14 protein-coding genes and 1 pseudogene are annotated in these 16,601 nt (G+C 67.9%); 6 read left to right on the top strand and 9 right to left on the bottom strand.

What is annotated here, in order from left to right; genetic code table 11:
* The first annotated feature begins 4 nt into the window (after positions 1-4).
* Together ACLJPD_RS11930 and ACLJPD_RS11925 are read left to right on the top strand one after the other, a co-directional pair.
* Positions 5-1,180: an ABC transporter ATP-binding protein gene (locus ACLJPD_RS11930; RefSeq protein ID WP_410872101.1), complete on the top strand. Its 1,176-nt coding sequence runs from the start codon at positions 5-7 to the stop codon at positions 1,178-1,180.
* A complete protein-coding gene (locus ACLJPD_RS11925) occupies positions 1,155-1,865 on the top strand; it encodes a 5'/3'-nucleotidase SurE (RefSeq protein ID WP_410872100.1) in 711 nt (236 codons plus the stop codon). The genes ACLJPD_RS11930 and ACLJPD_RS11925 overlap by 26 nt, the downstream gene beginning before the upstream one ends.
* Here ACLJPD_RS11925 and ACLJPD_RS11920 read toward each other — a convergent pair.
* Genes ACLJPD_RS11920 through ACLJPD_RS11910 form a run of 3 tightly spaced genes read right to left on the bottom strand, consistent with a single transcriptional unit; the run spans position 1,843 to position 5,499 of the window.
* Complete coding sequence (locus tag ACLJPD_RS11920; RefSeq protein ID WP_410872099.1) at positions 1,843-3,354, bottom strand: class I adenylate-forming enzyme family protein; 1,512 nt, start codon at positions 3,352-3,354, stop codon at positions 1,843-1,845. The genes ACLJPD_RS11925 and ACLJPD_RS11920 overlap by 23 nt on opposite strands.
* Positions 3,351-4,553, bottom strand: coding sequence for an FAD-dependent oxidoreductase (locus ACLJPD_RS11915; protein WP_410872098.1), 1,203 nt, complete (start codon positions 4,551-4,553; stop codon positions 3,351-3,353). Before ACLJPD_RS11915 ends, ACLJPD_RS11920 begins: the two co-directional genes overlap by 4 nt.
* Before the next feature lie 13 nt (positions 4,554-4,566).
* On the bottom strand, positions 4,567-5,499 hold the full coding sequence (locus ACLJPD_RS11910) for a PDR/VanB family oxidoreductase (protein WP_410872097.1): 933 nt from the start codon (positions 5,497-5,499) through the stop codon (positions 4,567-4,569).
* A gap of 181 nt (positions 5,500-5,680) precedes the next feature.
* Between ACLJPD_RS11910 and ACLJPD_RS11905 the strand changes: the two genes are divergently transcribed.
* Entirely contained in the window at positions 5,681-6,100 is a 420-nt protein-coding gene (locus ACLJPD_RS11905; protein ID WP_410872096.1) for a hypothetical protein, read from the top strand.
* A gap of 12 nt (positions 6,101-6,112) precedes the next feature.
* Here ACLJPD_RS11905 and ACLJPD_RS11900 read toward each other — a convergent pair whose 3' ends face one another.
* The 6 genes from ACLJPD_RS11900 to ACLJPD_RS11875 all read right to left on the bottom strand — a co-directional run bounded on the left by ACLJPD_RS11900 (position 6,113) and on the right by ACLJPD_RS11875 (position 14,805).
* Entirely contained in the window at positions 6,113-7,336 is a 1,224-nt protein-coding gene (locus tag ACLJPD_RS11900) for a DUF2201 family putative metallopeptidase (RefSeq protein ID WP_410872095.1), read from the bottom strand.
* Positions 7,333-8,580 (bottom strand): AAA family ATPase, encoded by a 1,248-nt coding sequence (locus ACLJPD_RS11895; RefSeq protein WP_410872094.1) that lies wholly within the window; start codon positions 8,578-8,580, stop codon positions 7,333-7,335. Before ACLJPD_RS11895 ends, ACLJPD_RS11900 begins: the two co-directional genes overlap by 4 nt.
* 159 nt (positions 8,581-8,739) lie before the next feature.
* On the bottom strand, positions 8,740-10,137 hold the full coding sequence (locus ACLJPD_RS11890; protein WP_410872093.1) for a hypothetical protein: 1,398 nt from the start codon (positions 10,135-10,137) through the stop codon (positions 8,740-8,742).
* Positions 10,138-10,409: 272 nt separating this feature from the next.
* Positions 10,410-11,822, bottom strand: coding sequence for a glyceraldehyde-3-phosphate dehydrogenase (locus ACLJPD_RS11885; protein ID WP_410873388.1), 1,413 nt, complete (start codon positions 11,820-11,822; stop codon positions 10,410-10,412).
* Between the two features lie 195 nt (positions 11,823-12,017).
* Positions 12,018-12,611: a hypothetical protein gene (locus tag ACLJPD_RS11880; RefSeq protein WP_410872092.1), complete on the bottom strand. Its 594-nt coding sequence runs from the start codon at positions 12,609-12,611 to the stop codon at positions 12,018-12,020.
* Positions 12,612-12,705: 94 nt separating this feature from the next.
* Positions 12,706-14,805: an MMPL family transporter gene (locus ACLJPD_RS11875; protein ID WP_410872091.1), complete on the bottom strand. Its 2,100-nt coding sequence runs from the start codon at positions 14,803-14,805 to the stop codon at positions 12,706-12,708.
* 96 nt (positions 14,806-14,901) lie between these two features.
* On the opposite strand from ACLJPD_RS11875, the gene ACLJPD_RS11870 reads away from it, so the two are divergent.
* The 3 genes and pseudogenes from ACLJPD_RS11870 to ACLJPD_RS11860 all read left to right on the top strand — a co-directional run.
* Positions 14,902-15,408, top strand: a complete 507-nt coding sequence (locus tag ACLJPD_RS11870) for a MarR family winged helix-turn-helix transcriptional regulator (RefSeq protein WP_410872090.1) — start codon at positions 14,902-14,904, stop codon at positions 15,406-15,408.
* A 167-nt stretch (positions 15,409-15,575) separates the two neighbouring features.
* Positions 15,576-15,860: a GlsB/YeaQ/YmgE family stress response membrane protein gene (locus ACLJPD_RS11865; protein WP_266290867.1), complete on the top strand. Its 285-nt coding sequence runs from the start codon at positions 15,576-15,578 to the stop codon at positions 15,858-15,860.
* 169 nt (positions 15,861-16,029) lie between these two features.
* A pseudogene (locus ACLJPD_RS11860) lies at positions 16,030-16,366 on the top strand (FAD-dependent monooxygenase); the annotation flags it as partial.
* Positions 16,367-16,601: the final 235 nt, after the last annotated feature.

The following is a 16,601-nucleotide window of genomic DNA, read 5'->3' as shown; positions in this document are numbered from 1 at the left end:
CGACATGACCAGTCTCAGTGTGAGCGAGCCCCCGGTGCTGACCACCGAGCTCGATCTTTCGGCCGGTGTGGTGCTCGACGGCATCACCAAGCAGTACGGCGAGGACCGCCCCGCGCTCGACGTGGACCTGCTGCATGTGCCAGGACGGTCGCTGACCGTGCTGGTCGGGCCGTCCGGTTGCGGGAAATCGACCGCGCTCGGCGTGGTGTCGGGCCTGATCCCGCCTACCTCGGGGCGGGTGCTCATCGACGGCGCCGATGTCACCGACGTGGCACCGGGACGTCGAGGTGTCTCGATGGTGTTCCAGGACTTCGCGCTGTATCCGCACATGACCGTGGAACGCAATATCTCCTTCGGCCTGCGCCTGGAAGGCAAGCACAACCGTCAGTCGGGGCTGGACCGCACCGAGATCGAGCGGCGCGTGGCAGGGGCGTGTGACAGCCTCGGGCTGAGCGAACTGCGGCATCGCAGGCCCGCGCAGTTGTCGGGTGGTCAGCGCCAGCGAGTCGGGCTGGCCAGGGCGATCGTCCGGCAGCCGAAGGTGCTGCTGCTCGACGAGCCGCTGTCGGCGCTCGACGCGCAGTTGCGCCAGCAGGCGCGGGTGGAGTTGGTGCGGTTGCATCGTGAACTCGGCAATACCGTCGTGCTGGTCACTCATGACCAGCTCGAGGCGCTGTCGATGGCCACCCACCTGGTGGTCATGAACGATTCGCGGGTGTTGCAGGTCGGCAGTCCGGCGCAGGTGTACCAGCGGCCGGTCGATCTGTTCGTCGCGACGTTCCTCGGCAGCCCGCCGATGAACTTGGCGACGGTGACCGTGAACGCGGACGGGATGACCGGCCCCGGGTTGGAAGTGCTGCTCCCGCACGATGTCGCGGGTCTCCCACCGCAGCTGAAGCTGGGCTGGCGGCCGGGTGACGGCACGCTGCGCCGCCGTGACGGCACGGGATTGGTCGTGCACGGGCTGGTGGAGCTGGTCGAGTTCACCGGCGACTCCCTGATCGCGCAGTGCACCGGCGAATCGGGTCGCTGGGCCGTGACGCTGCCCGCGAACGATCCGGCTCCGGCGGTCGGCTCGCGAATCCAGGTGACCGTCGCGGCGGACCGGCTGCACCTGTTCGACCCGGAAACCGGTGCCCGAGTGACGGCTTTCGATGCACCTGCTGATCACCAACGATGACGGCTACCGCGCGCCAGGGCTCCTGGCGTCAGCGGAAGCCGTGCGCGCGCTCGGCATCGACGCGACGGTGGTGGCACCGAGCGGACCGATGTCGGGCGCGAGCCAGTCGCGGCGCAGTGGTGTCGCGGTGGACTGGGCGTGGGCGGCGCCGACCGCCGGAATTCCCACCATCCACGTGGGGTCGACGCCGGCGGCGTGCGTGGTGTTCGCGCTGACGTCCGGGATCGTCGCGCCGGTCGACCTGTGCCTGAGCGGGGTGAACGCGGGCGAGAACATCGGGGCCACCCTGAATGTCAGCGGTACCTATGGTGCCGTCCAGGAAGCCGGGGCGCGCGGCGTGCCCGGCGTCGCGATCTCGCGCGAGTTCGGTGGGCCGTGGGCCGAGCCGGACAGCTGGGACTGGAGCTGGGTGCCCGGGGCGACCACTCGCGTACTCAGCACCCTGCTGGCGGAGCGGGCGGGCTGGTTCACCGCGAACGTCAATCTCTCCGGCACCGATCGGGGTGCCGATCCGGCCTACACCAGGGTCAGCCGTGCGCTCTACTACACCGATATCTTCGACCTGGATCGTTCCGCCGTCCTCAGCACGATCGGCTACCGTGCCGAGGATCTGGCACCCGATGACGACATCTACGCCTTCGCCGAACAGAAGCGGACCAGCATCACCCTCGTGCCGCGGGCTTGAACGGTTCGGACCGCAGCGCGGTCTTCACGATCTTGCCGCCCGGGTTGCGTGGCAACGGCTCGGTGCGCACCGAGAAATACTGGGGGACTTTGAAATCGGCGAGCCGCTCGCGCAGGTAGCCGAGCACGGCGGCTTCGTCGAACTCGGTGCCCGGCACCGGCACGACTACCGCACCGACCTTCTCCCCCATCATGTCGTCGGGCACCCCGACCACCGCGGATTCGCCGATGCCGGGGGCACCGGCGAGGGCGTTCTCCACCTCGACGCAGTACACGTTCTCGCCACCGCGGTTGATCATGTCCTTGGCCCGATCGGCGATCGACACCAGTCCTCGCTCGTCGATCCGGGCCAGGTCACCGGTGCGCAGCCAGCCGTCGACGAAGGTCGCGGCGGTGGCGACGGGATTGTTCCAGTATCCGGCAACGACATTCGCGCCCCGGATGAGCAGTTCACCGACCCCGCTGACGGGATCGGGTGCGTCGATGACCAGGTCGACGATGGGCGCGGCGAACCCCACCGATTCGGCGTGTTCGGTGGCCCATTCGTGGGGTAGGTAGGTCGAGATGGACGAGGTCTCGGTGAGGCCGAAACCGTTGGCAAGGCGTGCGTTCGGGAAGTGCCGGGCGATCTCGGCGACCAACGCGGGTGCGACGGGCGCGCCACCGTAGGCGACCCGGTTCACCGCGCTCAGATCGAATGCGGCGAAGTCGGGTTGCCGGAAAGCGAGATAGTAGATGGCGGGCGTGTTGGTGAGCGAGGTGATCTTCTCGTCCACGATCGCTCGCAGGAAGTCGTGAATCTTGAACTGCGGCAAGATGATCGTGGTTCCGCCGATGGCAAGCTGGGGAATCAGCTGACTGTTGCAGGCGGTGACGTGGAACAGCGGTACCGAGACCAGGTTGCGCAGGGTCGGGCCTTCGTCGGCGGCGATGTCGGCGAGTCGGCGGACGTTCTCCACGGTGGACAGCAGGTTGCGGTGCGTGGTCATCGCGCCCTTGGGGCGGCCGGTGGTGCCGCTGGTGTAGAAGATCGCGGCCAGGTCGGTCGGGCCCGCACCCTCGTACACATAGGGATCACCCTGCGGCAGTGCCTCTTTCGGCCGCAGAGTGAAAGTGACGTCGGAATCTTGCAGGACGTGTTCGATTTCCGGGGCAGCGAACCGGGTGTTGACCGGCACCGCCACCGCGCCGACCAGCACGATTCCGAGGAAGCCGACGACCCAATCACTCCCGGCGTCCATCAGACTGGCGACCCGGTCGCCCGGTTGGACTCCCCTGTCCCGCAGACCACCCGCGACCCTGGTAGCGCGATCCCACAGTTGCCGGTACGAGAGTCGCTCGCCACCGACCTCGACAATCGCTTCCTGGTCCGGCCAGGTCCGCACCGTGTGCCGCAGCATGTCCACCAGCGAATCCGGCAGATCCGCGTAGTGCGCGACACCGTTCTCGTCGCGGAAGATTCCGGCGGTGTCGAACGGTGGCACGGTCATCGTGAGCCCTGCGGATTCAGCAGCATGGCGAGGTTGTCCTCGGCGAAGAACTCCCGGCCGCTGAGCCCGCCCGCCATCATCCGGAACCACTGCTTGGTGTGTTTCGGGCTGCTGGGCAGCGCACGCATCACCTCGACATGCTTGTCCGGCAGGACAAGTCGCGAGGAGTCACAGGTGAATCGGTACATCGGCTTACTCGATCGGTCCCGCTGCGCTTGGTAGTCGGCGAGCGCTTCGTCGAGTGGCCGCGCCGCCGACAGTCCCTCGTGGACCCGCTCGGCGAGCAGGTCGGCGTAGGTGAACGCGTCGCTGATCCCGAGGCCGGTGAAGGGATCCTTGTGGTACCCGGCGTCGCCCACCAATGCCCAACCGGGGCCATGTGATTCGCGATAGAAGTTCTCCGGGTAGCGGGCGATGTAGAAGCGTTCGTCGCGTTCGCCGGTCTCGAGGAGTTCGGCGAGATCGGGCGCGGTTTCCTTGAACGCCAACGAGAAGTTGCGCTCGATGTCGGTGCGGAACGGGGCGAATCGGTCGACGTATTGCACACACCAGATCAGTGTCTTGCCGTCGTTGGTCGGCCAACCGCCGACCGCCTGTTTGTCGCCGATCCGCAACTGGCTCTGCATGGTCAGGCCGGACCAGTACGAATAGGCGGTGAAGGTCTCCCCCGGGATCACGTCGTATTTCTGGGCGCCGGTGAGCTGGGCCACGGTCGAGGCGTAACCGTCGGCACCGATGACCAGGCGGGCATGTTCGGTGACCGGTTCGCCGTCGCGGTCGCGGCCGACGATGCCGGTGACGCACTCGCCCTCGCGCACCAGATCTGTCACGGTGACGCCTTCGCGCAGATCGACCCCGGCCTCGCGGGCGGCGTCCTGCAACAGCTTGTCGAGCACGATGCGCCGCGGCGCGAAGGTCTCGGCGATACCGTCGATCGGGTCGGAGAAGCCGGAGAAGTGGGCGTCGGCGTAGGACATGGTGATCGAGTGAATCGGCGTGCAGCCGGTGGCTTTCAACCGATCGAGCAGGCCCCAATCCCGCAGTCGCGCAAGCCCACTCTGGCGCAGCATATGGGTCGACACCGCGTCCTTGGGAAACAGCGCCTGGTCGACGCAGAGCACCCGGTAACCACGCCGCGCGAGCAGCATCGCGACCGTGGCACCGGCACAGCGCGCGCCGACAACAATGACATCGTGCACAGTCTTCGACCTTTCAGGCATCGAGTACGAGGCGGTCAGTGCGTGCTCGGGAGACGCAGATCATCATGGTTTTGCCCGCCTCTTGTTCAGCCGGTGTGAGAACCGAATCGCGATGCTCGACGTCACCTTCGAGCACGGTGGTTTCGCAGGTCGCGCACGTTCCTTCCCGGCACGACCACAGCACGTCCGCACCGGCCCGTTCGAGCGCGTCCAGGACAGACGAATCGGCCGGAACTTCGATGGTCCGGCCGGAGCGGTTGAGCACGACCGTCGTTGGCCGGTCCGGTCCGGTCGAGGCGATCTCCTTCGGATGAAAACGCTCGACTCGCACAACATCGGACACACAGTGCTGCTCGACCGCGGTGAGCAGCGGCTCAGGGCCACAGCAGTACACGAGCGTGCCCGAGGTCACCGGCTCGAGAATCTCGGCCAGTGGCATCAGCCCGACTTCGTCCTGCGCGTAGCGACGAACCCGCGCACCATAGGCGGACAACTCATCGGCGAAGGCCATCCGCGCGTCGGTGCGGCCACCGTAGTGCAACTGCCATGCGGCGCCGCGCTGTTCGAGTTCGCGCATCATCGGCAGCAGCGGGGTGATCCCGATACCGCCGGCGATCAAGAGGTAGCTCGCCGCCGGGGCGAGCGGGAAATTGTTGCGTGGCTCCCGGATCTCCAACAGCATGCCCGGCCGCACTTTCTCGTGCATCCAGGCAGACCCGCCCCGACCCTGCTCCTCGAGCAGCACCGCGATGCGATAACTGTCCCGATTCGCCGGATCGCCACACAGCGAGTACTGACGAACGACGCCGTCCGGCAGGACGACATCCACGTGCGCACCCGGCTCCCACGGCGGCAGTGGCGCGCCGCCGGGGTCGGTGAGCACAAAGGACAGCACGCCCTCTGATTCGTAGGTGATGGACCGAATTCGCACAATCGCGCTGATCACACGACGAGTCTGGCAGGGCTTCGACGGCCCGCGTCGATTGATACTTTCAACGAATTGCCGGATTGAAAACGGGTCGACCAACTGTCGGTCGTCGCCGGGGAAGAAACGATCAGGAATGGAGAAGTTCCTGGGTCGGTGCCGTGGAAGCATTGTTTCCACGTGATCAACGAAGGGGTTTTCGATGAACATCATCGGAGTTCGACGAGCTCATCGATGGCTTGCCGTCGGCTTTCTCGCGGCAGTGGTTGTCACAGTGATCGGGTTGTCGCTCAGCGGACCGGAATGGGTGGTCTACCTGCCGCTGATTCCGCTCGCCGGACTCTTCCTGTCCGGTGCGCTGATGTACGTGCTGGTCTATCGTGGCTCGCGAGCGGCTCCCGCCACCGGCGCGCGTGACCGGCGCGTTCGTCAGGTCCATCGTTGGTCGGTGGTCGTGTTCGTTGTCACCGTTGTCGCCACTGTCATCGCACTGGCGCAGCAAGAGCCGGTGGTGTGGGTGTCCTATCTGCCGTTGATCCCACTCGCCGGGCTCTTGGTGTCGGGGTCGGTCATGCTGGTGTCGCCGCTGCTACGGGCGCGGCGGGCGGCCTCCGGCGGATAGCCGACCGCGCCCTCAGCCGATGTCGACCACCCGTGCCCACGCGGGTGGTCGGTCCGGAACGTAATCAGGATCGTTCTCCTGCCATGCGCGTTCCCGGCGGAAGAGGCCGACCACGGTTCGGCAGGCCGGTTGTTGTGACGGCCAGGGCGTTTGACCGTCCGTCAGGGCCACGAGCACATCAGGGCGGGTGCGCAGGGCCTTGATGAAACCGGTGCGCAGGTCGGTGCCACCACCGCCGATCAGCGTCATCCCCTCTGCCTGGCACAGCGGGTGGGCGATCCGGGCCGCGGCGTCGCACGAGAACACGGTGACCAGGTCGCGGCGCCCACCCACGGCGCGGACGATCGCGGCCACTTCGAGCAGCGCGCTGCCGAGTTCGTCGTCGCTGACCGATCCCGAGGTGTCTATGACCACGCTGACCTTGGGCGGGGTGCGGCGCAGGCTCGGCAGCACGATGCCGGGGAGTGCCGTGGAGCGGCGGGCCGGGCGGCGGTAGGTGTAGTCCTCGCCGACACCGGGGGCCGAGGCGGCCGCGCGGAGGGCGGCGCCGAGCAGATCCCGCCATGGTTGGGACGGGTGCAGTGCTTCCTTCGCCCAGCGTCGCCAACCCTGTGGTGCGTTGCCGGGACGGCCGACGATGCCCTGCGCCACGAGGAATCGGACGCCGTCGCGCTGTTGTTCGCTGAGGCCGTCCGCGCCGTCGGGGCCCAACTCCCACTCGCGGTCGGAGCCGTCGGCGCCGCTACCGCAGTCGAGCCATGCCATGCCTTCCGTCAGATGCCCGAGGCGGAACTGACCCAGGTAGTCCTCCATGAGTTGCCCCGCGTCAAGCCCCAATGTGCTGGGCAGAACCGCGCCCGCGGGCGGGACCAACCCGTCACCGAACGCGTCGTCGTTGATTTCGGCATCCGCGGCGATATTCATGCGCAGTCGCTCCGCCGGGCCGTTCAGGTCGTGGGCATGGGCGTAGCGATCGCTGCGGGCGTGATGGTCTCGCAGCAGGTGCGAAACCTCGTGCACCAGAATCGAAGCCAGTTCCTCCACCGGTGTGTAGTCGACGAAACGGGGCGACACGTAGCACCGCCAGTGCTTGTCCACACCCATCGTCGGCACTGCTCGCGACTCGACGATGTGCAGCGCGTACAGCGCGGTCGCCAGATAGGGGCGGGCCGAAACAGCTTGCAGCCGTGCGGCGTACAGCTTCTCGAAATCCAGCGTGGTGGTGTCCGCTGTCATCGGCCCGCCTCGACCGCGACGCGGGCCGCGGCGCGATCGGCACTCTGCGACACCGACACCACCCCGGCGAGTTGTTCGATCGACGCGGGCACGTCCCAGTTGTCGCGGCGCAGCGTGGCCAGGGTGGTCGCGGGCACGACAACCAGGTCGGGGGCCCCGGTTTGCACGGCTTTGACCAGCAGCGACCAAGCCGCATCCCAACGCTCCTGCTCCGGTCGTTTGCGGACCGCGGCCACCACACCGTCGAGCACGGCCTGGCGCAGGTCACCCCGCGTCGGCAGTTCGGCGGCGGCGGGATCGGCAAGCAGCGCTTCCGGGTCGGGCAGATCCATCCGATCGATGCTGGTCAGCAGTTCGAAACCGGCGCCGTCGCCGACCGTGCCGCGGATCAACTGCGAGAGCACGTCGCGGCTCGCGTCGGCCGCGGTGGCGAAGGCGATCAACCGCAGGGTCATCTCCCAACTGCGCGGCGACGGCCACGGCCCGCCTCGCCGGGTTTCGGTGGTGGGGATCTGATGCACGAGTTTGGGCCGCGCCGCGAGCAATGTGCAGACCGCGCGACGGGCGAAAGCGACGGCCCCCGAGAGGCTTTCGTGCGCGAGCCGAGGCAGGGTCGCGCGCGGCCATGTTCCGCCGAGACCGCGCACGACGACGTCGTGCTCGTGGGTCCACTGCAGGTGCACGAAGCGGTTCGCCAGCGGCGGGCTCAGTTCCCAGCCGTCGGCGGCCGAGGAGCGCGGGTTGGCGGCGGCGACGATGCGCACACCCGGCGGCAGTTCCAGTGCGCCGACGCGCCTTTCGAGAACCACGCGCAGCAGTGCGGCCTGTACGGCGGGTGGCGCGGTGGACAGTTCGTCGAGAAACAGCAAGCCTCGTCCGGCTCTCACCAGTCGTACGGCCCAGTCCGGCGGCGCCATCGGAACACCCTGGGTCGCGGGGTCGTCGCCGATGACGGGCAGTCCCGAAAAGTCCGACGGCTCGTGCACACTCGCGATCACCGTGGTCAGCGGCAGCTCCAGCGACTGCGCGAGCTGGGTGAGGGCAGCGGTCTTGCCGATGCCCGGCTCGCCCCACAGGAGCACCGGCAGGTCGGCGGCCACGGCCAAGGTGAGAGCTTCCAGTTGCGTATTGCGACGCGGCTCTGTCTTCACTTCGCCCAGCATGGCGAGAAGTTCGCCCGCGACATCGAGCTGGGAGTCGGCGGCGCGGATCGGGAGCGGCGGGCGGAGGGTGTGAACAGTCATGTGAATCACCTTTGGGGTCAGAAGAATTCGATGGATGTGATCGGAGGGATCGAGCTCTGCCGCATGTCGGTCGACGAAGTGCGGCGACAGCGCTGAGCCCGCGCGAGCCGAAGGCATGGTTCGGCCCGTCAGCGCGACGCTGATGGCCTGATCGGCAATTCAGCGCGAGGCGGTGTGTCTCGGACGTGCGCGACGACCCTTACGGTCGTACCGGTCGGGAGGGGTGTGGCCACGACCTGGTGCGGGCAGGCCGGCGCGGAAAAGACCGTAGGTGATCCGTTGTCGCACAGCGGCTTCGAGTGCATCGCGCAACGGTCCGTCGCGCAGTACCGCGTCGGCGCCGAGCTCGGCTTCGACGATGGCGAGGGCGCCGTCGATATCGCCGTGGTCCAGACGGTCGCAGACGAGCCGATCCGGATGTCGCAGGGATCGGTCGATGGCTTGCAGGCAGGGCATCGGGGTTCCGGTCAGGGCTGCCAGGAGCTCTTCGCGCCGGATTTCGGCGGGCTCGTGGTCCAGGGCGGCGAGCACCCCGTTCACCAACCCGATCCGGTGGCGTTCGCCCCGGCATTCCACGATCCGATGACCGGGGGTGACCCCGGAGGTCTCGGTCGGCGCGGCGTCGCGACCGAGTGCCGACGCGATCAGTGGATGCAGGCGATCTGCGGTGATCGCGCCCACGCGGAGCAACTCCAGGTCGGGGAGCACCCAGGTCGCCGCGTCGGGTAGGACCGGAAGGGCGGAGATCCCGCCGCGCGGATACTGCCTCGAAATCCGCACTGCGGGTGGGTCATCCGCGTGCACGTCCAACACGACCCGTTTCCTGGCACCGCACCGCACCAGAACCAGCCCGGACCGGCGCCCCGACGCCTGCAGCAGAATGCCCGCCTCGGCCGCCCAACGATCGACGGCACACCCGGGCGGCACCGACCCGGACAGCCCGAAGTCGAGCCCGCCGTCGCGCGAGACCGGACCGGGCAGCCCGGAGTCGGGTTCGTCGTCCGGCGCGAGCCCGGGGACAGCGCATTGCATTGCGCCGGAACGGTCTCGCAGCTCCGCCGCTCTGCGCGAGTCCCACAGGTGACGGTGCAGATCGAGCCGATAGCGACTGTTGGGTCGGGGGTGCGGGTGCAGACGCGCGGCGATTGCGGGGCTCGCCGAGTCCCACAACGCGAGGCTGATCCGCTGACCGGCAGCCGCCCAAGCCGGTGGGGTGCGCACCACTAGGTGCACCGAACCCGTACTGGTCCAAGAACTTTCGTCATCGAGGTGTTCGACGCTCCCGGTGTCGTAGCGAGCCAGTACCATCGTCAACCCGGGCCGTAGCAAGCCGTCCGGTGCGATTCTGGGTAGATGCCAGCGCAGCAGATCCGGTGCCAGATGTCTGAGGTCGGCACGCACGCGCGCGGCGAGTTCGCGCCCGTGGGTCCGCGCCAACGACCGCAGATCCACCTCGACATCGACGTGAGCCGCGGTGCAAGCCCCGGACCAGTCGCCGACGAGCCTGCGGGCGGTGGCACCCTCGATCATGGCGGGCGGCACCGCGAATTCGCGCACACGAAGCCAAAGGTCTCGGCGCGCATCGTCGAACGACGCGCGGCAACGCTGCTGATTTTCGGTGAATTCCCCGCGATCGAGCGGGAGAGGGGCCGGTTCGATGACCGGCGTGGGGCTCAACGGCCCGGGCGCAGGACGCCCTTTCGACTGGATGTCATGAGGCCAGTATGCACAACTGCGCGCGACCCGACAAGCGGTGACGGTCCGCACCCGGGTCGGCGAGGTGGGCGGGCCCAGGTCAGCGACCCGGAGCCCGCCGCACCAGCGGCTGACTACCGCGCGTCGGTCAGCTCACGCGCCGGCGCACCCAACTGCGGGTAGGTCGGGTACTCGATGCCCGAGATGTACTGCACGGTCCGCACCACCTGGCACGAGTAGCCGAATTCGTTGTCGTACCAGACGTAGAGAATCGCGGTGTCGCCCTCGACGATGGTGGCGTTGGCGTCGATGATCGAGGCCGCGCGCGAACCGATGAAGTCGCTCGACACCGCGTCGGTGGCGGCGGTGTAGTCGAGGTTGCGGCTCAACGGGCCTGCCAGCGAGACCTGACGCAGGTACGCGAGCACGTCTTCCTTGGTCGTGTCCTGCTTCAGCTGCAGATTCAGGATCGCGACGGAGACGTCCGGGGTGGGCACGCGGATCGAGTTGCCGGTGATCTTGGCCTTGAAGTCCGGCATCGCCTTGGCCACCGCGGAGGCGGCGCCCGTCTCGGTGAGCACCAGGTTGAACGGCGCGGAGCGGCCGCGACGGTCGGCCTTGTGGTAGTTGTCGAGCAGGTTCTGGTCGTTGGTGAACGAGTGCACCGTCTCCACGTGCCCACGCACGATGCCGAATTCGTCGTCCATGGCCCTGAGCGGGGGCACGATCGCGTTGGTCGTGCAGGAGGCGCAGGAGAAGATCTGCTGCGACAGGTCGAGGTCGCGGTGGTTCACGCCGTGCACGATGTTGGGCACGTCGCCCTTGCCCGGCGCGGTGAGCACGACCTTCGCGATGCCGGGGCGCAGGTGCTGTTCCAGGCCCTCGCGATCACGCCAGCGACCGGTGTTGTCGATCAGGATCGCGTTGTCGATGCCGTAGGCGGTGTAGTCGATCGTCGTCGGGTCATCGCTGTAGATGAACTTGATGACGTTGCCGTTCGCGGTGATCGTGTCGTTGTCGGTATCGACCTTGATCGTGCCGTTGAAGTGCCCGTGCACCGAATCGCGGCGCAGCAGCGACGCCCGCTTGGCCAGGTCGTCGTCGCCGCCTCTGCGCACCACCACCGCGCGCAGGCTCAGCCCGTTGCCCGACCCGGCCTTCTCGATCAGCAGCCGGGTGACCAGCCGCCCGATCCGGCCGAACCCGTAGAGCACCACGTCACGGGGCCCCTGCGACACGGCCTTGTTGCCGTCGCTCACCTCGGCCAGCACCGAGGTGGTGAACTCCTCGACCGGCAGTCCCCGATCGTCGGCGTGATAGGCCATCACGAGCTGGCCCAGATCGATCTTGCACGGCCCCAGATCCAAGCGGCTGATCACCTGCAGAAACGGCAACGTCTCGTCCACCGACAGCTCTTCGCCGCCGATCTGGCGCGCGAACCGATGCGTGCGCAGAATGCTGATCACCGACTTGTTCACCAGCGACCGGCTGTGCAGCAGAATCGTCACACCCTTGCTGCGATACAGCGTCCCGATGATCGGAATCATCGCCTCCGCCGCAGCTTCCTGAGCATTCCAGCGATCAAGTTGTTCGGTAGTCAACACACGTCCTCTAGTTTTCAACGATGTTTGCGTTGTATCGATGCTAGTGAGCGCGGAATTTTCACCGAGGGCCACTCCCCACCGGTGAGATCGGCGTCGCACCGGTGACCGGTGGGTGGGCCGACGAAGGGGGGCCGCGATTCAGAACTTGCCCGTGAGGTGCTCGGTGCGGTGGCCCAGTTCGGCGGTGAAGGCGGCGAGGAATTCGTCGGTGAGCGGTGGCCAGCCCCAGAAGTCGAAGGCGAGGGCGCCGAGAGCGAAACCGTCGCACCATTGCCAGGCGATGATCGGACTCGGTGTGGCGCAGGAGCCACAGGTGACCGCGCCGTCGCCGGACTCGATCCAGGAGTCGATCGCGTCCGAGAACGGTTGCCACACAGCGGGATCGGCTTCCCATGCCTGCGGGTAGTCGATGATCACGGTCTTCGCCCGGCAGTGCGGGCAGATCACGGCAGCCGGCTCTATGTCGCCCTGACCGCCGTGGTGGGCATTCCTGCCGACGATGACGGCCACCGGCCCGGGAATCCAATCCTCGCCCCATGTCTGGGTGAGCTGAGCCCAATCCGGGCCCGCCACATACCCTTCGTCGGCAAGGAGGCTGTAGACGCCGTCACTCGAGGTCTCCCGCAGCAGCCACCCCCGCGACACCATCCACTCGACCATCCGCTCCGCAACCGCTCCGGCGTCCGCCGCGGCCACATCGAGATCGACAATTCGTTCGAAGTAATCACCCACCCCCGCATCCTGCCACCGGGGGCCGACATTCTCGCCGGCCCTCAGCACCACCCATCGAAGGACGACAACCCGGTCGAGGTCGGCAGCGCGACGATCAGCCGACGTCGGCTGTTTCGCGCGACGCCGGCGGCGTCGCCGTAGCTTTCGCCGGCGCTCCCGGCCACCACACCTTGTCGCCGAGCAACGCGAACAGTGCGGGGACGACCAGCGTGCGCACCACGAGCGTATCCAGCAGGATGCCGACTCCGACCACGATGCCCAACTGGGTCAGCGTGATCAACGGCAGCACACCGAGCACACAGAACACCGCGGCGAGGACGACACCGGCGCTGGTGATCACGGCTCCGGTCGAGGCGACGGCGCGCACCATCCCCTGGACGGTGCCGTGCGCACCCGCTTCCTCGCGCGCCCTGGTGACCAGGAAGATCGTATAGTCCACACCCAGCGCGACCAGGAACAGGAAGCCGAACAGCGGTACGTTCGTGTCCAGTGCGGGGAAGCCGAAGACGGCGCCGCTGATCCAGCTGCCCGCTCCGAGCGCGGCGAGCGCGCTGAGAACCGTGACGCCGACGAGCAGCACGGCGGCAGGCACCGCGCGCAGCAGAGCAAGCAACACCAGCAGCACGACGGCGAGGATCAGCGGAATGACCAGCGCCTGGTCTCGACGGGCAGCGTCGCGGATGTCGAGCGCTTCGGCGTCCGACCCGCCGACGAGTGCCTCGGCGTCGGGGACCGCACCGACCGCGTCCCTGGTCGCCGCGATGGTGGTGAACGCTTCCGCCGAGCCCGGTGCCGCGTCGAGCACGACCGACCACCGTGTCGAACCGTCTTCGGAGGTACCGGTGGCCGTGGCACGCGAAATACCCTGCACGCCATCGAGTGCCGACTGTATCGGTGCGGTCGTCTCGCTCCGCGCGATCACCACGGCTGGGTCCGACGAGCCCGACGGGAAGTGTTCGGCCATCGTCTCGAGCCCGTCGACCGACTCGGCTTCGACGCGGAACTGCTCGGTCTGCGACAGCCCGATGTCGGTGGTCGCGAGCCCGGTCGCGAAGACGATCAGAACCGCCGCGGCCGCCCCGGCGACGACGGCCGGGCGCCGAACCACCCGCTTCGCGACGACTGACCAGACACCCTGCTCGGCCGCGTCGCGACCGTCCGCCTTCGGCACGAACGGCCAGAAGATCCGCCGCCCGCACAGCGCCAACGCGGGCGGCAACGCGGCGAGCACGAAGATCAACGCGACCACGAGCCCTGCCGCGGCGAACGCGCCGAGGCTGCGGGTGTTGGGCAGCGCCGCGAGCAACAGCGTCAGCAGAGCCAGGACAACGGTGACATTGCTGGCGACGATGGCGGGCGCGGCATGACGCACCGCGGCGCGCAACGCCACCCGATGGTCGGTGTGGCGATGCAGTTCGTCGCGGTACCGCGACACCAACAGCAGCGCGTAATTCGTCCCCGCCCCGAAAACCAGAACGCTGGTGATACCCGAGGTCGAACCGTCGAAGGAGAGCCCGGTGAGCTCGGCCAACAACGTACCGACGCTGGAGGCCACGCGGTCGGCGAGACCGACCACCGTCAACGGAACCAGCCACAACACCGGCGAGCGATAGGTGACGATGAGCAAGACCATCACCACGATCGCGGTGACGATCAGCAGCAGCGCGTTCGCGCCGGAGAAGGAGTCGGCGATGTCGGCGCCGAAAGCCGGTCCGCCGGTGATCTGCACCCGCAGCGTATCGGGGAGATCGGTGGCGACGGCGGTGCGCAGTTCGCCGATCCGGTCGGTGAGCGCGAAGCCGTTGAGCTGGTCGGACACCGGAATCTGGGCGAGCGCGGCCTGCCCGTCGGGAGCGACGATCACCCTGGCGTCGTCGGTCGAGGACTCCCCCGCGCGGGGGAGCGCCGCGTCCAGTGCAGCGAGATCGGCTGGTGTCAGTGTGCCGCCGTCGGCACGCGTCGCCACCATGATCGCCGTGGCGGTTCCCGCATCGGGAAACCGTGCGGCGGCTTCGGCCGCCAAGGCGGATTCCGCCGATCGCGGCAACGACACCGGAGCCTGGCCCGCGCTGTCGTTGCTCCCCGCCAGTGCCATCACGGCCATGGCGGCCGCGACGACGACGAGCAGTACGGCCCACGATCGCCGTCCGGTGACCAGCCCGGCGAACCGGTCCCAGATGTTTCCGTCGCTCATTCGCATCACGCCGAAAGTATTTCAGAAACTTAACTAATAGGCAATCGCGACGGTTGCGGCAGCTAAGCTCCTCGAACAGAGAAGAGGAGGTCGCGCATGGGTGACGACATCAACCCTGCCACCGACCGGGCGGGGCTGGAGACCGATATCTCCCGGGACATCCGCGCCCTGACCGCGGTCTCCGAACAGATCGGTCACGGCTTCGCGCGCTCGAACGACCTGCGCCCGAACGACTTCCGTGCCCTGATGCACGTCGCGACGGCCGACGCCGAGGGCGCACCGCTGAGCGCGGGCCAGCTGAGCAAGTTGATGGGTGTCTCCGCGCCCGCCGTCACCTACCTGGTCGAGCGCATGATCGAAGCCGGACACCTCCAACGCGTACCCGACCCGACGGATCGTCGGCGAGTCCATCTGAGCTATACCGACCAGGGCATGTTCGTCGCGTCCGGATTTTTCGGCCCCCTCGGTGCGCGCACCCGGGCCGCCCTGGCCGCCCTCCCCGATGCCGACCTGGCCGCGGCCCACCGCGTACTCGTCGGCGTCACGGCCGCACTACGCGAGTTCTTCGCCGAGCTACCGGAGCCGGGGCAGGCTCCCGAATAACTGGCGACGGCACCGCCCCGAGGCGTGGAAGTGTGATCTGACGTCGGCGCGGACACGCTTCGGCAACGCCGAGGACACGACACCTGGTTCTCCGGGCGAATGGGAGAAATGATCGAACACAGCCGGTGTCACTCCCCGGCCAACGGCACTACGTGGAGGTTCGTGCGATGTGGAACGCGATTGTTCAGATCTGTGGATTCTTGATCATCGGCGCGGTGGTCGGTGTCCTCGCCAGGATGCTGAAACCGGGCAAGGAGAACATGAGCATGGGCATGACCCTGGTGCTCGGCATGGCCGCGGCCCTGATCGCCGGCGTGATCGCCAGCCTCATCGGCGTCGGCTCCATCACCGAACTCAACTTCTGGGGCTTCGTGCTCGCGGTGATCGCCGCGGTGGTGCTGCTGTTCGCGGTCGAGTCGATGGGCGCCCGTAAACACCCACCTGTCGCCTGAGCCGGAGAGCGAGTCGGTTCCGTCCAGCGCCCGATGCGGGCGATGGTCGATGCGGTGGGCACACGCGGAAGGGTCGCCCTCGGCACCGCGCCGCACGATGAGGCGGGGGCTTCCAGGGTCAGGTGATATCGCATGTTCGATACCGATGTGCTGATCGTCGGCGCAGGTCCAGTACGCGACCGAGCGGATCCTGCGCCGACACCTGGAGTCGCTGGGTACGCGTGTCGAGCGCGGGGTCCGGCTCGTCGGGTTCACCCAGGACGAGGACGGCGTCGATGCCGTGCTCGCCGGACCCGAGGGCGAGCACACGGGTGCGGGCGCGGTATCTGGTGGGCTGCGACGGCGCGCACAGCACCGTCCGCAAGACGCTGGGACTGACGTTCGAGGGTGCGGCTTTCGCCGAGCAGCACCCGCCCACGGGTGCCCAGGGCATGAACACCGGTATCCAGGACGCCCAAAACCTCGCGTGGAGGCTCGCGCTGGCTGTCGCGGAGGTCGCCGCGCCGTCGTTTTACATCGACAACACGTGTGACACCGCCACTCTCACCGAGCTGGAACGCCACGTCGAGCTGCTGCGGAAACTGACCGACGACTACCTCGACACCTACCTCGTCGCGAGCCCGACGGCCACCCTCGGCTCGACGATCCTCCCGGTCATCCGCGACAGCGGCGGCGACTTCGCCCGGCGATATCGCTGCGCGGCCGGTGCGGCCTACATCGTCCGCCCCGACGGTTACCTCG

This window comes from Nocardia sp. A7 (assembly GCF_046549215.1).
Lineage (GTDB): Bacteria > Actinomycetota > Actinomycetes > Mycobacteriales > Mycobacteriaceae > Nocardia.
Note: the sequence above shows the minus strand (reverse complement) of the source record. Positions and strands in the feature narration are given on the sequence as shown.

What these genes read in the sequence shown, in the direction of transcription:
- ACLJPD_RS11885 (WP_410873388.1), bottom strand. Translation starts at nt 11,822, where the DNA reads ATGATTCCGATCATCGGGACGCTGTATCGCAGCAAGGGTGTGACGATT.
- ACLJPD_RS11920 (WP_410872099.1), bottom strand. Translation starts at nt 3,354, where the DNA reads ATGACCGTGCCACCGTTCGACACCGCCGGAATCTTCCGCGACGAGAAC.
- ACLJPD_RS11895 (WP_410872094.1), bottom strand. Translation starts at nt 8,580, where the DNA reads ATGACTGTTCACACCCTCCGCCCGCCGCTCCCGATCCGCGCCGCCGAC.
- ACLJPD_RS11870 (WP_410872090.1), top strand. Translation starts at nt 14,902, where the DNA reads ATGGGTGACGACATCAACCCTGCCACCGACCGGGCGGGGCTGGAGACC.
- ACLJPD_RS11865 (WP_266290867.1), top strand. Translation starts at nt 15,576, where the DNA reads ATGTGGAACGCGATTGTTCAGATCTGTGGATTCTTGATCATCGGCGCG.
- ACLJPD_RS11925 (WP_410872100.1), top strand. Translation starts at nt 1,155, where the DNA reads ATGCACCTGCTGATCACCAACGATGACGGCTACCGCGCGCCAGGGCTC.
- ACLJPD_RS11930 (WP_410872101.1), top strand. Translation starts at nt 5, where the DNA reads ATGACCAGTCTCAGTGTGAGCGAGCCCCCGGTGCTGACCACCGAGCTC.
- ACLJPD_RS11900 (WP_410872095.1), bottom strand. Translation starts at nt 7,336, where the DNA reads ATGACAGCGGACACCACCACGCTGGATTTCGAGAAGCTGTACGCCGCA.
- ACLJPD_RS11905 (WP_410872096.1), top strand. Translation starts at nt 5,681, where the DNA reads ATGAACATCATCGGAGTTCGACGAGCTCATCGATGGCTTGCCGTCGGC.
- ACLJPD_RS11875 (WP_410872091.1), bottom strand. Translation starts at nt 14,805, where the DNA reads ATGAGCGACGGAAACATCTGGGACCGGTTCGCCGGGCTGGTCACCGGA.